General features: G+C 48.3%; 12 protein-coding genes. 9 read left to right on the top strand and 3 right to left on the bottom strand.

All coding sequences use genetic code 11. The features are described 5' to 3' along the window. Nucleotides 1-40 precede the first annotated feature (40 nt). The 3 genes from rpsG to tuf all read left to right on the top strand — a co-directional run bounded on the left by rpsG (nt 41) and on the right by tuf (nt 4,083). The gene (gene rpsG / locus IDZ20_RS02285) at nt 41-511 is read left to right on the top strand and encodes a 30S ribosomal protein S7 (protein ID WP_188149807.1); all 471 of its coding nucleotides are present in this window, start codon (nt 41-43) and stop codon (nt 509-511) included. Between the two features lie 194 nt (nt 512-705). Then, nucleotides 706-2,817, top strand: a complete 2,112-nt coding sequence (fusA, locus tag IDZ20_RS02280) for an elongation factor G (protein WP_188149806.1) — start codon at nt 706-708, stop codon at nt 2,815-2,817. A 42-nt stretch (nt 2,818-2,859) separates the two neighbouring features. Further along, nucleotides 2,860-4,083, top strand: a complete 1,224-nt coding sequence (gene tuf / locus IDZ20_RS02275; RefSeq protein ID WP_188149805.1) for an elongation factor Tu — start codon at nt 2,860-2,862, stop codon at nt 4,081-4,083. Between the two features lie 85 nt (nt 4,084-4,168). On the opposite strand, the gene IDZ20_RS02270 is transcribed toward tuf, so the two are convergent. Both IDZ20_RS02270 and IDZ20_RS02265 read right to left on the bottom strand, forming a co-directional pair. Continuing rightward, nucleotides 4,169-4,951 (bottom strand): RMD1 family protein, encoded by a 783-nt coding sequence (locus IDZ20_RS02270; protein WP_188149804.1) that lies wholly within the window; start codon nt 4,949-4,951, stop codon nt 4,169-4,171. Then, on the bottom strand, nt 4,951-6,051 hold the full coding sequence (locus IDZ20_RS02265; protein ID WP_188149803.1) for a GNAT family N-acetyltransferase/peptidase C39 family protein: 1,101 nt from the start codon (nt 6,049-6,051) through the stop codon (nt 4,951-4,953). The genes IDZ20_RS02270 and IDZ20_RS02265 overlap by 1 nt, the downstream gene beginning before the upstream one ends. 359 nt (nt 6,052-6,410) lie before the next feature. Between IDZ20_RS02265 and IDZ20_RS02260 the strand changes: the two genes are divergently transcribed. From IDZ20_RS02260 to IDZ20_RS02250, 3 genes are read left to right on the top strand one after another with little or no spacing between them, the layout of a single operon-like run. Continuing rightward, on the top strand, nt 6,411-7,295 hold the full coding sequence (locus IDZ20_RS02260) for a TRAP transporter substrate-binding protein (protein WP_245792065.1): 885 nt from the start codon (nt 6,411-6,413) through the stop codon (nt 7,293-7,295). A gap of 2 nt (nt 7,296-7,297) precedes the next feature. Further along, nucleotides 7,298-7,816, top strand: a complete 519-nt coding sequence (locus tag IDZ20_RS02255; RefSeq protein ID WP_188149801.1) for a TRAP transporter small permease — start codon at nt 7,298-7,300, stop codon at nt 7,814-7,816. A gap of 1 nt (nt 7,817) precedes the next feature. Next, a complete protein-coding gene (locus tag IDZ20_RS02250) occupies nt 7,818-9,125 on the top strand; it encodes a TRAP transporter large permease (RefSeq protein WP_188149800.1) in 1,308 nt (435 codons plus the stop codon). Between the two features lie 39 nt (nt 9,126-9,164). On the opposite strand, the gene IDZ20_RS02245 is transcribed toward IDZ20_RS02250, so the two are convergent. After that, complete coding sequence (locus tag IDZ20_RS02245; RefSeq protein ID WP_245792064.1) at nt 9,165-11,108, bottom strand: sialate O-acetylesterase; 1,944 nt, start codon at nt 11,106-11,108, stop codon at nt 9,165-9,167. Between the two features lie 182 nt (nt 11,109-11,290). On the opposite strand from IDZ20_RS02245, the gene IDZ20_RS02240 reads away from it, so the two are divergent. From IDZ20_RS02240 to IDZ20_RS02230, 3 genes are all read left to right on the top strand, one after another. Beyond that, nucleotides 11,291-12,502: an MFS transporter gene (locus IDZ20_RS02240; RefSeq protein ID WP_245792056.1), complete on the top strand. Its 1,212-nt coding sequence runs from the start codon at nt 11,291-11,293 to the stop codon at nt 12,500-12,502. Nucleotides 12,503-12,800: 298 nt separating this feature from the next. Next, nucleotides 12,801-14,060 (top strand): sensor histidine kinase, encoded by a 1,260-nt coding sequence (locus IDZ20_RS02235; RefSeq protein ID WP_188149798.1) that lies wholly within the window; start codon nt 12,801-12,803, stop codon nt 14,058-14,060. Then, nucleotides 14,057-14,608: a response regulator transcription factor gene (locus tag IDZ20_RS02230; RefSeq protein ID WP_188149797.1), complete on the top strand. Its 552-nt coding sequence runs from the start codon at nt 14,057-14,059 to the stop codon at nt 14,606-14,608. The genes IDZ20_RS02235 and IDZ20_RS02230 overlap by 4 nt, the downstream gene beginning before the upstream one ends. Nucleotides 14,609-14,610: the final 2 nt, after the last annotated feature.

The raw sequence follows: 14,610 nt of genomic DNA, 5'->3' as shown, positions 1-14,610 counted from the left end.
GGGAAAACCTGAATTGTGAGTAAATTGGTGAGTTAGTAACATGCCTAGAAGAAGAGTCGTCGCCAAGCGCGAAGTATTGCCAGATCCCAAATTTGGTAACGTGACTTTGGCCAAATTTATGAACCACGTAATGGTTAGTGGTAAAAAATCAGTTGCAGAGAAAATCGTTTACGGTGCTCTAAAGCAGGTTGAAGAAAAAACGAACCGCGACCCGCTAGAAGTTTTTAGCGAAGCACTTGAGAACATCGCTCCTTTGGTGGAAGTAAAATCCCGCCGCGTAGGTGGTGCGACTTATCAGGTTCCGGTTGAAGTTCGCCCATCACGACGTGAAGCTCTCGCGATGCGTTGGTTAGTGGATTATTCTCGCAGTCGCGGTGAAAAGTCTATGCCTCAGCGTTTGGCCGGTGAGTTGATCGATGCATCCCAGAGTAAAGGTGGTGCTGTTAAGAAGCGTGAAGACGTACACCGTATGGCAGAAGCCAACAAGGCGTTCTCGCACTTCCGTTTCTAAGTTCTCTACTGCGTTTCGCATATTTTTAAGCGTTATTTTTATGCAGCAGAAGGCAGCCTAAAAGCTGCCTTTTACCGTTTGAAAAGTGCGAAAACGCAGTTGTTTACATACAGAATTTGTTAAGCCTTGGTTGCAGTTTGTTCGGCGGCGAGGGTTTATATTTACGAGAAAAAACGCGAATTGGGGACACTAGAGTGGCACGTAAAACGCCAATAGCACGTTATCGAAATATCGGTATCTGTGCGCACGTTGATGCAGGTAAGACCACCACAACCGAACGCGTACTTTTTTACACCGGGCTATCTCACAAAATTGGTGAGGTTCACGACGGTGCAGCTACCATGGACTGGATGGAGCAGGAGCAGGAGCGAGGCATTACCATCACCTCGGCCGCTACGACCTGTTTCTGGTCTGGAATGCAGAAGCAATTTGAACAGCACCGCGTCAATATTATTGATACGCCTGGACACGTTGACTTCACTATTGAAGTTGAGCGCTCTTTGCGGGTGCTCGATGGCGCTGTGGTTGTTCTTTGCGGTTCCTCCGGGGTACAGCCTCAAACCGAGACTGTGTGGCGTCAAGCAAATAAATACCACGTTCCACGGATTGTGTTTGTAAACAAGATGGACCGCGCTGGTGCTGATTTCATGATGGTGGTGAAGCAGCTTGAAACACGTTTAGGCGCTGTTCCTGTACCGCTACAAATGACTATAGGTGCAGAAGATAAGTTTGAAGGCGTAGTCGACCTCGTTAAGATGAAGGCGATTCATTGGAACGCTGCAGATCAGGGTATGACCTTTGATTATGGCGAGGTTCCGGACGATTTGTTGGAGCGCTGTCAAAAGATGCGCGAATACATGATCGAGTGTGCCGCAGAAGCAACTGACGAGTTGATGGATAAGTATCTTGAAGGCGGTGAGCTGAGTGAAGAAGAGATAGTCTTCGGGATTCGTAAGCGCACACTAGCTAACGAGCTGGTTCCAGTTATTGGTGGTTCAGCGTTTAAGAATAAAGGTGTGCAGGCAATGCTCGATGCTGTTGTTCAGTATTTGCCCGCGCCAACGGAAGTGAAAGAGATAGATGGCTTGCTCGAAGATGGCGAAACTCATGCCACTCGACCAGCCAATGATAGCGCTCCCTTTGCAGCTCTGGCATTTAAGATAGCGACAGATCCATTCGTGGGCACATTGACGTTCTTCCGTGTATACTCTGGCCGCCTAGAAAGTGGCACTGCAGTGTATAATTCGGTGAAAATGAAAAAAGAACGTATTGGCCGAATGGTACAGATGCACGCTAATAGTCGTGAAGAAATTAAAGAGGTTTTGGCTGGCGACATTGCAGCCGCAATTGGTCTTAAGGATGTCACCACCGGTGATACTTTATGTGCCGAGAACGATCGAATTATTTTGGAGCGCATGGAATTCCCCGAGCCGGTTATTTCGGTTGCTGTGGAGCCGCGCACCGTAGCAGACCAGGAAAAAATGGGCGTTGCGCTTGGTAAGTTGGCGCAAGAGGATCCATCGTTCCGAGTGAGAACCGACGAGGAAACTGGGCAGACGATTATTTCTGGAATGGGTGAATTACACCTCGATATTCTAGTTGATCGGATGCGTCGAGAGTTTCACGTTGAAGCAAATATCGGTAAGCCACAAGTGGCTTACCGCGAGCGCATAACACGTAGCTCGCAGATAGAAGGTAAGTTCGTGCGTCAGTCCGGTGGACGCGGTCAGTTTGGTCATGTATGGATCAAATTTGAGCCGGCCGAGGACTCAAACGCAGACAAGTTAGTGTTCGTCAATGAGATCGTAGGTGGTGTGGTTCCGAAGGAATACATCCCCGCGATTGAAAAGGGTATAGCTGAGCAAATGCAGAATGGTGTGTTAGCGGGCTATCCCTTGTTGGGGCTTAAAGCGACTATTTACGATGGGTCATATCACGATGTTGACTCCAACGAAATGGCCTTTAAAATTGCAGCCTCTATGGCGACTAAGAAATTGGCACAGGAAGGCGGTGCAGTCTTGCTTGAGCCAATGATGAAGGTCGAAGTCGTAACTCCTGAAGAGAACATGGGTGACGTGGTTGGTGATTTGAACCGGCGTCGTGGTCTTATTCAGGGTATGGACGAGAATCCTTCGGGTAAGGTTGTAGATGCGCAGGTGCCTCTGGCTGAAATGTTTGGCTATGCCACTGATTTACGCTCTGCAACTCAAGGTCGTGCGACCTTCACCATGGAGTTCGAGCGTTACGCTGAAGCACCTAGCAATATCGCGCAAGAAATCATTAGTAAGAACAAAACCGGTGGATAATTCATTTTGTATTTAAGTTCGAAAATTTAGAGGAATAGAACAGTGGCTAAAGAAAAATTTGAACGTAACAAACCCCACGTAAACGTTGGTACTATCGGCCACGTTGACCATGGCAAAACTACTCTTACAGCAGCTTTGACTCGGGTATGTTCCGAAGTATGGGGCGGCGCAGCCGTTGCATTTGACGGTATCGATAACGCTCCTGAAGAGCGCGAGCGCGGTATTACTATTGCAACGTCACACGTAGAGTACGATTCACCTATTCGTCACTACGCGCACGTTGACTGTCCCGGACACGCCGATTATGTGAAAAACATGATTACTGGTGCTGCTCAGATGGATGGCGCGATCTTAGTATGTGGTGCTACCGATGGTCCAATGCCTCAGACGCGCGAGCACATCCTGCTTTCTCGTCAGGTTGGTGTTCCTTTCATCGTTGTATTCCTTAACAAAGCTGATCTTCTTGCTGAAGATTGTGGCGGCGTTGGTACTGAAGAATACAACGAGATGATGGAATTGGTTGAAATGGAATTGCGTGAGTTGCTAGACACTTACGAATTCCCTGGCGACGACACTCCAATCATTGCTGGTTCTGCTTTGATGGCTCTTAACGGCGAAGATGACAACGAGTTGGGTACTACTGCTGTTAAGAAGTTGGTTGAAACTCTTGACTCTTATATCCCTGAGCCAGAGCGTGCTATCGATCAGCCATTCTTGATGCCTATCGAAGATGTATTCTCAATTTCTGGTCGTGGTACTGTTGTTACCGGTCGTGTTGAGCGTGGTATCGTTAAAGTTGGTGAAGAAATCTCCATCGTTGGTATTAAAGACACTGTTAAAACTACTTGTACCGGTGTTGAAATGTTCCGTAAGTTGTTGGACGAAGGCCGTGCGGGTGAGAACGTTGGTGTTCTTCTACGTGGTACTAAGCGTGACGACGTTGAGCGTGGCCAGGTATTGGCTAAGTCTGGCACTATCACGCCACACACCAAGTTTGAGTCTGAAATCTACGTTTTGTCGAAAGATGAAGGTGGTCGTCACACTCCATTCTTTAAAGGTTACCGCCCACAGTTTTACTTCCGTACAACTGACGTAACTGGTGCATGTGAACTTCCTGAAGGCGTAGAGATGGTTATGCCTGGTGACAACGTTCAAATGGTTGTTACTTTGATCGCTCCAATCGCGATGGAAGAAGGCCTACGTTTTGCCATCCGTGAAGGTGGCCGTACTGTAGGTGCTGGTGTTGTTGCTAAAATCCTCGAGTAATCGTTGATTTGCACAAAAAAAAGACCGCTTCGGCGGTCTTTTTTTTGTCTTATTGATTCTGCTGGCAACAATACTTCGTCGTCCACTAAAACAATTTGAAGAAGTCGTGGCCGAAGAAAATGCCAATTTCAATTGCGATCAGCCAAATGATTATCCACTCCAAAAAAGATGAGTGGCGATGTTTTTGTTCGTCTCCAAGCATTGCCATTAGATCGTTAAGCGTGTCTAGTTTTTGCTGGATCAGCCGCAAGCGCTGAGGTACATCAAGATAGCTAATCATTTTGGTGTAATAGTCTTCAACCTCGGGGTATTCCCAAAAGAATTCTGGTGTATCGAGTAAATCAAACTTTAAAAGAATATCTGTTTTTGACTTAAATAGAGTACCTCGAAGTTTGGCGACTTGTTTCGCGGACATTTTGGTGGTGCCGTATTGCATTATCTGGTCAGTCACCGACGCGCAGCGTTCGATAATATCCCGTGCACTTAATTCAAAGGTGGCGAGCTTGCAGCTTTGCGCTAGGGCGTGGCTTAATGCCAAGCACGATAAGGCGCTTGGCTCGGCAAGTTGAATTAAATCTTTATGTATGCGGAAGATTTTGGAGTCGGGCTCGTAGCTAAATGTATCGAGTTCGAATTGTTCAAGGCTATCAATGCAGAAGTCTTGAAGCCATGTGAATTTTCGGTCGAATGGCGTTTCCGTAGTCTGCCAGACCACAACAACCCCATAATCAAACAGTGCGAAATTTGCCTCTAGTTTCTCAACCCACCAAGCATCTTTGTAGCGAATGCCATTGTGGTTACGATGTAGGTATTCACTCAACGGGTTGGTATCAAATTGCTTGGCAAGACAGTATGCGAAGACTTTCATTAGTCGTTCTCTGATGTTTGTTTGATTAAAACGGCGGCGCTGTAGCGTACCGTGCCATAACCGATCATCCGTGCAAAAACCGCGAGCGGCACCGGGACATAGATTTGATCGTCGTCGATGCGATATTCGTCGGTATCGACATAGGGGTCGTTAATGTAAGCGTAATTGTCATCGATACTCACCAGCCATACCCAGTGCGGAGCCTTGTTGCGATTAAGTTGGTAGGTGCTAATGAGTAGGACTACCGCGTAGCCGTCGGCGAGTGCGGTCTGTATGCCGCCGACGTGAATTGCACCCGCTATTTGAGGAACCGCGAGTGCATCGAGTTTGTATTGATCGTCGTTGTGGATCGCTTGAATAATATCTTTTTTATGCTGATTTCTTACGCCGCTAAGGAATGGCGATTCAACACGTGATACCCAAAGCTCAACTTTAAAGCCCCGTCTTGCCGCAGCCCCGGCTAAACCTTGTGCGGAGCAACCGCCGTGGCCTGAAGTCATGTAAATGGTGGTGGATTCACGCCAGATTTGTAGCTCTTCTGGGAGGTGCATTTTCACCTTGCGATCTAAGCTGTGCATCGCCATTAGCAGCGACGCGGGCCCGCAGGTGAATTCGGTATTTTGAGCGTAGAACGCCAGTCGTGACGGTCGGTCCGGGTGGCGCTTCAAACGCTTTTCCATCCGTGTGGCGGTGCCGCCATCCGCATAGTAATTGGGCACTGTCGCGATCACTTTATAGCCGAGTTTTTGATAAAGGAGGTACGCGCGGGTGTTGTTATTGGCCACTTCTAAGCGAATAAATAATGCGTCGCGCTCTAGTGCGCTGGTCTCGAGGGATTCGATTAGTGTGCGGGCATAGCCCTTGCCCTGCTGGTCTTCGGCGACTGCGAGTGAGTATATGCGTGCGAGTGATGTGCCGCGATGAAACAGTAGCAGCCCGTAGGCGACAACGGGGGTACCGATTACCAGTAGTGCATCTTGTTCGTTTTGAATAAAGCGTTTAAAGCTACGACGGCTCAGCTGGTCCGATTTAAAGCTTTGCTGTTCAAGCTCTAAAAGCGCGTTTAAATCGTCGTTTGTTGCTGCACGAATAGTGCTCATCCAAGAATCCTGAGAAGGTATGCGAACGCAAAACTAAGGCTAGTTTTTCGCTGCGCGAGTGTGACAGTTAGTTGTATTCTTGCAAGAGATATTTACGCCATAGCCGCGTATTTTAGCGGCTGCGACTAAACTCCTTTTACGCGGGGATTTAGTTATAATGACCATAAGCCCGATTAATGTTAGCGTTGCTATCAGTTTAGCTCACCGGCGATGATGTCGGTTCGGGCAATTATAATAAAGAAACCTTAAGGTTCCCTGTTATGACCTCTCTTCAAAAGGTATGCCGTGCGGTGTTAGTCACGGTGCTTTGCATTTTTGCTGTCAGCTGTACTCAGCGTTCAGATGTTCGTGTGCTAAAAATGGCGCACAGCCTCGACCAGAATCATCCCGTCCACAAAGCCATCGAGTTTATGGCCGCACGTCTCGATAGTCTGTCCGCTGGCAGCATGAGGGTCGACATATACCCCGGTGGCCAATTGGGCTCCGAGCGTGAATTGATGGAGCTATTACAAATCGGCAGCCTGGCGATGACCAAGGTGTCGTCTAGCCCTATGGAGGGTTTTGTACCCGCGATGAAGGTCTTCAATTTGCCCTATGTGTTCCGTGATAACGAACACTATTGGCGAGTGCTTAATGGCGAGATTGGTCGAGAGTTGTTGCTCGCGGGCGAAAGCGTACGATTGCGCGGGCTCGGGTACTACGATGCAGGCAGCCGCAGTTTTTATACCAAAGACAAGCGTATTGAATCGCCAGAAGACCTAAACGGTTTAAAAGTTCGTGTCCAAAATAGTCAAACGGCACTGCAGATGGTACGTGCGCTAGGAGGCTCGGGAACTCCCATCGCTTGGGGTGAGCTCTATACGGCCCTGCAGCAGGGCGTTGTTGATGGTGCAGAGAATAACCCTCCTAGCTTCTACTCATCTAAGCACTATGAGGTTTCCCGTTATTACACCTTGAATGAACACACCTCTGTACCCGATATCGTGCTGATTAGTACCTACGTTTGGCAGTCACTGACTCCACAGCAGCAGGTGTGGTTGCAAACTGCCATGGACGAATCGGTAGTCTTCCAAAGGCAACTGTGGCAAGAGCAGACAGCCGCAGCGCTGGCGGCGGTAGAGGCGGCGGGTGTCGAGGTGATAATCCCAGATAAAGCGCCTTTTATGGCGAGAGTAACGGAATTACATGAAAGCTTTCGTGGCACCGATGCTTTCACTCTAATGCAAAAAATTCAGGCGCTGTAATCATGACGATATTCTTTTCTAAGCTCGAGCGTGTACTTGCCTATTTTGTTGGCTTCTTAATGGCGTTGATGGTTGTCGACGTAACTTGGCAAGTGATAACGCGTTTTATTATGTCCCAGCCGAGTTCCTATACCGAGGAGTTGGCGAGATTTTTACTCGTGTGGATTAGCTTGCTTGGCGCAGCCTACGCGTATCGTACTCGCGCGCATCTCGGTCTCGATATTCTAGTGACTCAGTTCAATGTAAGTGTGCAAAAGTGGATTGCACTTTTTATAGAAGTTGTCTGCTTGTTTTTCGCCGTTGTGATATTGCTCTACGGGGGTCTGAAACTGGTGATGCTTACGCTAGAGTTAAACCAAACCTCGGCGGCACTACAAGTGAAGATGGGCTACGTCTACTGTGCGCTTCCTATAAGTGGCGTGTTGATTGCGTTGTTTTCCCTCGAGCGAATATTTACATCCGTCAGCAACATCGCTGGTGACTCAAATGCGCTAGCGCAGAAAAACCCGGAGGAGCTTTAAAATGGAAGCGTCAGTTATCGTTTTATTGTTGACCTTTGTGGTGTTGCTATTTCTGCATGTGCCGATTTCAATTTGTATTGCTCTGGCAACGTTTGCCGCGATGATTTTCACCATCGACTTTACGCCAGCGGCGATAACAATCGCGCAACGGATGGGCAGTGGTATAGATAGCTTTGCACTCTTGGCGATCCCATTTTTTGTCTTGTCGGGGCTGATAATGGGGCGCGGTGGTATCGCTTTTCGCTTGATTGAGTTTTCGAAAGTGATCATGGGAATGCTGCCCGGGGGCCTAGCTTTCGTAAATATTATTAGTTGTACCTTATTCGGCGCGCTGTCCGGTTCGGCGGTTGCGGCGACTTCAGCTGTGGGTGGATTTATGATTCCGACCATGGAAAAAGAAGGCTACGATCGCAACTTTACAACGGCGTTAACCGTTACCGCATCGACGACAGGTTTGTTAATTCCGCCCAGTAATATTCTCATTATCTATTCTTTAGCGAGTGGCGGCGTATCGATAGCTGCGTTATTTATTGCGGGTTATTTACCTGGGTTGTTGGTGGCTGGCAGCCTGATGGCCGTTTGCGCCATTTATGCAAAGCGTAACGGTTTGCCCGTTGGTAAGATGCCCACGGCAAAAGAAGCGGTCGTAAAAACCCTTGATGCGCTCCCGAGCTTATTTTTAATTGTTCTGGTGATTGGCGGAATTATCGGTGGCTATTTCACGGCTACCGAAGCAAGCGTAATCGCTGTTTTATATTCGCTACTACTTTCAATGCTGGTGTATCGAGAAGTGAAAATTGGCGACTTGGCCGGTATTTTTATTAAGTCAGTTGAAACTACTGCAATTGTGATGTTACTTATCGGCGCATCGACGGCGCTATCGTGGATGTTGAGCTACGAAAATATTCCCCAAGCGATTAGCACGGCCTTGCTTGGTTTAAGTGAGAATCCAATTATTATCCTGCTTACCATCAATCTCATTCTATTGTTGGTTGGTGTATTTATGGATATGACTCCGGCGGTTCTTATCTTTACCCCCATATTTCTACCGGTTGCCATTCAGCTCGGCCTGTCGCCGCTGCATTTTGGCATTATGATGGTGTTGAATCTGTGTATTGGTTTGTGCACACCTCCGGTTGGCAGCGTGCTGTTTTTAGGCTGCAGTATTGCGCAAACAACTATTGCCAAGTTAGTCCGACCGTTACTACCGCTGTATGCGGCGATGTTTGTCGCGCTTTTAATTGTGACCTATGTTCCCGCGGTGAGCGAGTATCTGCCAATTGCATTTGGTTTATACGAAAAACCCTAAGCGCCATCCATGGCATATGCTTATGTAGTATCGGGTGTGCTAACGGCTTTTTAATTGTATTTGAAACGGAAAGGCCGGTAGCCCTGCGCTGTTAACGATATTAGCCTTGGGGTTGTCTGCCCAAGCGTAGCGAACAGCAATGGGAGCCGAAACCTTGGGATGGCTTAGCTCGATTTTATTACCGCGAATCTGAGCTTGCGCCCAATAATAAACCCCATCGGCCCCGCATATAGCAAAACCTTGAGCGTCGTTGATTTTCTTTTTTTGCTCCTCAGCAATGGCTAAACCATCGCCGGTATTGCCGAACGTTACAATTAAGCGGGTACCTTTTGCTTGAATTTTTTCTACCGTAGGGCCCTGAGCTAATAATGTCGCTTCCCCATAGACCAGCTTGCGTGCGGCCAAACTTAGGCGCTCACCAACACTTTTTTTGTCGAGTGGGTGAATGTCGTTCCACTCTCCCAAATCTATTGCCGTAATCATTGCGGTGTTTGGCAGTGCTAATGCGCTAGCTTGAGCGTCTCGTAGTTCGGCCCAGTCGCTTTCCTGTGGCGTTTCCTGTTGTTCAAGATAATTGGCCAGTTGTACAAAAATAAACGGCAGATCCTTTTGCTGCCAGCCTTGCCTCCAGTCATTAATCATTGCGGGAAACAGCTTTTTGTATTCGTCCGCGCGGCTAACATTCGATTCGCCTTGATACCAGATGACACCGCTGATTTGCATCTTTTGAACAGGGGCCAGCATTGCGTTGTAAAAACCTAGCGGTTGAGTGTACTGCTGAAATAGTGGTGCCGGTAGGGGATCTAAAGCCGTGCCCTGTTTGGTTTTCCAGTCGCCGTGTAAATCGATGTGGGTGTTGTCCGTTTTTAAAAAGTAGGGTTTGTCGGTAATCAAACCGCCATTACTACCATTGCTAATAACGCGAACCGCAATCGTGTTGGCGCCAGCTTTTAGTATGCCCTGCGGAATTTTGTAGCGTCGTGGTGGATACTGATAGGTTGTGCCGCCAACTTTTACGCCATTTACATAGACGGTATCGGCATCGACGATGCGACCAAGATATAGCAGACCTTGTGTGTCCTTATCTTGCGGTGGCAGCTGTACGGTTTTGCGTAGCCATCGACTACCGGGCCTGTCGTTAAGGTTGGCTTCGGGCCAGAGCATCGGCATAGAAATCGATTGCCAGCTGTTGTCGTTCGCTGCAGTGTCGTACCATCTTGGCGTGGATGTTAAACCCAGATCATTCGCATCGAGTTGTTGATACCAATGGTTTTGATTCGCTTGGTCTTGTTGTTTAAGTTCATCCAAATAGGGTGCATAACGAAATTTTTTGGCGGTGTTTAAGTGGAATGGAAACTGTCGCAGTGCCGATTCGCTCATCCAACCTTCGGCCGTAGACCCTCCGTAGCTTGCGTTAATTATACCGATGGGAACTTGTAGTTTTTGTTGTAACGCTTTAGCAAAAAAATAGGCAACGGCTGAGAACTGGGTTACCGATTCTGGTGTGGTTTTTTCCCAGCTACCTTTTTGAAAGTCTGTCGCTGGAGCATTAAAGTCGTAACCAAGCGGAACATTAAACATTCGTATGGTATTGTCATTAGCACTTTCTATATCGCGGCTAAATAGGTCGCTGACTCGGCCCATTGGCAACTGCATATTCGACTGGCCAGAGGCGAGCCAAACTTCGCCAAAATAGATATCGTTAAGTACCACTGTATTGCGGCCTTTAAAGGCTAGCCGGTGCGGGCCCCCTGCTTTTTGCGCGGGTAGTATCAGTTGCCAACCGCCGGCTTCTGGGTTTGCATGGCTAGTGGCTACCTCTTTACCGTTTAGCAGCAAGCTGATGTGCTCGCCCTTATCGGCTTGCCCCCACAATGTTAGTACGCTGCCTTGCTGTAAGATTGCGCCATCACTTAGAAGTCGCGGTAGAGTGACATCGGCGAAAGATTTGGTGCTAATACTGATGAGCAAAAAAAACATCATTTGCACGATTGAGTACCGGTAAATCTTATCCGAGGTCGATCGCTTAATGATGAGGGCGGGTGTTTTATATTGGCTAAAATACATGGTTAATTCCGGTTCATATTACGGCTGATGAAATGAATAGTCGTAGCGCTTTGCGCGTATCCGAGTCATGCTGTGTTTAATATAAAGGATTGCAGGTAGTGTTTGAGAAAAACATGATTGAATGTAAACGGTTTCCTAGGAATATTTGGTTATTAACACTCGTTTCGGCATTGGCCATGGCCGCTGCACCGCTATTTATCTTAGCGGGCGGGCTGGCGGGAGCTGAACTTGCACCGTCACCAAAGTGGTCCACGTTACCAATAGCTTGCGTTGTTTTGGGGGCGGCCACAGGTATGGTCCCTGCGATCTATATACTCAAGTATCTCGGCCGCAAAGCCGGTTCCTATGTCGGTCTGTGTTGTTTGGCTCTGAGTGGCTTGGTGTGTGCCTGGGGCTGCTATATTAGTAGCTTTGCGGTTTTGTGTGGCGGGGCTGTCATTCTCGGTTTGGGCTCCTCGTTTACGCAGCAGTTTCGCTTCGCTGTAATCGAGAGTGTTCAAACTAAAAGTCAGATCGCTTCGGCACTCTCGCTATTGTTGTTGGGAAGTTCCGTCGGCGTCCTGCTGGGCACTGAGCTTGGTTTGCGCGGTCAGGGAATGTTTGGTGGTGCAGAGAACTTCAGTGGCTCATTTGTTTTGTTTGTTGTGGTAATTATGATTGCAGCAATTGTGCTTAGCGGGTTTAGGGCGCCTCTGGTAGAGCTAGATGATAGCTCTGAGCCGGTGCGCCCGTTGTTGGAGATAGCTCGGCAGCCTCTATTTTTAGTGGCGTTGGCAGCAGCGGCGGTTGGCTATGCGGTGATGAGCTTTTTGATGACGTCCACTCCGATGGTTATGCATCAAGGGTTTGGTCACTCCGTTGCCGATGCGAAATGGGTCATACAGGCGCATTTGCTGGCAATGTTTTTACCCTCACTTGTTACCGGCAAGCTTATCGAGAAAATCGGTATTGCTTGGGTTTTGCTTCTCGGCGCACTTTTCTATGTTTTCGTACTTGTGGTTGCCATGCTGGGTCATCAGGTTATGCATTTCTGGTGGTCCTTGGTTTTACTTGGCGTAGGCTGGAACTTCTTGTTTGTGGGGGGCACTACGCTGTTACCGCAAACCTATCTCGCTAGCGAGCGGCACAAGGTGCAAGCGTTAAATGATGGCGTGGTGTTTACCATGCAAGCGACCGCCTCGCTCAGTGCTGGCTGGGTGGTCTATGCCATGGGTTGGTCGGTGCAGCTCCTGATGTGTATACCCTTAGTGTTGGTGGCCTTAGTTTTGGCTCTGACGCTGCTTTATAAGGCTCCCGTTGCTAGGGTGTGACGCTATGGCATGCTGTGGGGTTTCTGCGGCTGCTGCGACAATTTGTCACTTCTTCATACTCGGCAGCTAGCCTATAGTGTCGAAACTTGCCCTGCGGTTGATTTAAGACTCTGGAAGCTCGGCGGCGAGTACACTTATTCATGTACAGGGTAAGTTATTTTATGGTGACATTTTCGCCCCTTGTTAGGGGCGTTTTTCGTTGGTCTGATACACTTTTATTTTTACATTAGATGCCACTTAATTCGCCTGCTATAGCGGCGGATTGGTAACAGGGTATCGCAGCGAGTACAGTAGGATCATGGCCTCACAAATTCTCTTTAACGACGCGGTTTCCGGTAACCGAGTATTGATCATGCGCAAGCTTATGCAGCTGCGTTTGGCTGTGCTGGGGCTGCTGCTTTTAGCTTTGATATACAGTTATTTTCAGCTGGACTTGTCGTTAAATTATTCGCTACTTGTTTCTATCACGCTTACTGGGCTAGCGTGGAGTGGTTGGATTCACCTCACGTTGCGACTTGAGCAGCAGTTGAGCGACGCTCATCTTTTCCGCGAATTACTGGTGGACTGTGCTTGGTTGATCGCTGTGGTGTTGTTGACCGGGCGTTCAACCAATCCGTTTATTTATTATTTCTTGGTCTTGATTGCGATTAGCGCGACCATTTTTAATACTCGAGTCTGCTGGTGGTTTAGTGGTAGTACCGTGGTGTTTTATTCGGTATTGATGTACCTAGATTTAAAGGATCACTTTAACCATATGACCGGTGATTACCGTTTGCATTTGTTCGGTATGTGGGTGAATTTTTTTGGTAGTGCCTTAGTGGTTAGCTACTTTGTGTCCAAGCTCGCGATTGCGTTGCGAGCGTATCAGCAGCGCTTAAGTGAAATACGCGAAGATAATTTAAAGAGTGAACAGCTTGTTGGCATAGGCACACTTGCGGCCTCGACCGTGCATGCTCTGGGTACGCCGCTATCTACTTTGATGGTGCTACTCGGCGAGCGTTTAGCAGGGGAAAAAACAAGCGAAGCCCAGGCGGATATTCATCTGATGATGAATCAGATTGAGCGCTGTAAAGCTACCATGAAAAAGCTGAGTTTGCTGGCGGAGCAGGAGGACGAAGGTCAAGAGCGCGAGCCGGTTGAACAGTTGTTGGAAGACCTAAAAGAGCATTACCGAATTATGAGTCCCGATGCTCAACCCGAGTTCAGAATAGATGCAGTCGCCGCGAGCAAGCCACTTGGCTACAGTCTTCTTCTGCGTCACGCGCTGATCAATCTGATTGATAACGCACTGCAATCGGCTCGTGAACAGGTGCTGATAAAAGTGTCCGCTAGCGAGTCGGTTTTATTTATCGAGATAGAAGACGACGGAGTGTGGCCCACGGATTTACCTTTAAATTGGGGTAAGCCTGTACAGTCGAGTAAGCCCGGAGGTTTAGGTATCGGTGTTTTTCTAGCAAATAGTACAATCGAAAAAATGGGTGGCAGGGTGGTTTTGATTGGCGCTGAGAAGGGTAAACAAGTGCGCGTCGAATTGCCGCTTTTACTGGAGGCCCTGTGAGCAAACTTTTGTATATTGAAGACGACGAAGTGCTCGCGGCAGTTACCACTCGGGCGTTTACTCGGCGAGGTTTTGATGTTCTACATTTTGCGTCTATCGGTGCTTTTGAGCGTTACAAAAAAGCCAATGGTGCGAGTGGCTTTGAGTTTGGGTTGCTCGATTTAAAACTTGAGGACGGTGTGTCCTTGCCCTTGATTGAAACGCTACTGCGGGAAAGCCCAGCAATAAAAATTGTGTTGTTAACTGGCTACGCCAGTGTCGCCACCGCGGTGCAAGCGATTAAGTTGGGTGCGACAAACTATTTACCAAAACCTGCCACTGTCGATCAAATTATTCAGGCATTTACCGAACACGAAGAAGCGCAGGATGGTGAACTCGGTAGCTTAAGTGACGATTTGGCCGGCCCGTCTTTGCGGCGTTTGGAGTGGGAACATATTCAACAGGTGTTGAACGAAAACAACGGCAATATTTCCGCAACGGCGCGACAGTTGAAAATGCATCGCCGTACTCTACAGCGCAAATTGGGTAAGCGTCCTGTTGCGGAGTAATC

Source organism: Teredinibacter waterburyi (genome assembly GCF_001922985.1).
GTDB classification, from domain to species: Bacteria; Pseudomonadota; Gammaproteobacteria; order Pseudomonadales; family Cellvibrionaceae; genus Teredinibacter; species Teredinibacter waterburyi.
The sequence above is the reverse complement of the archived record's forward strand: the minus strand, read 5'-3'. Positions and strand labels throughout refer to the sequence as shown.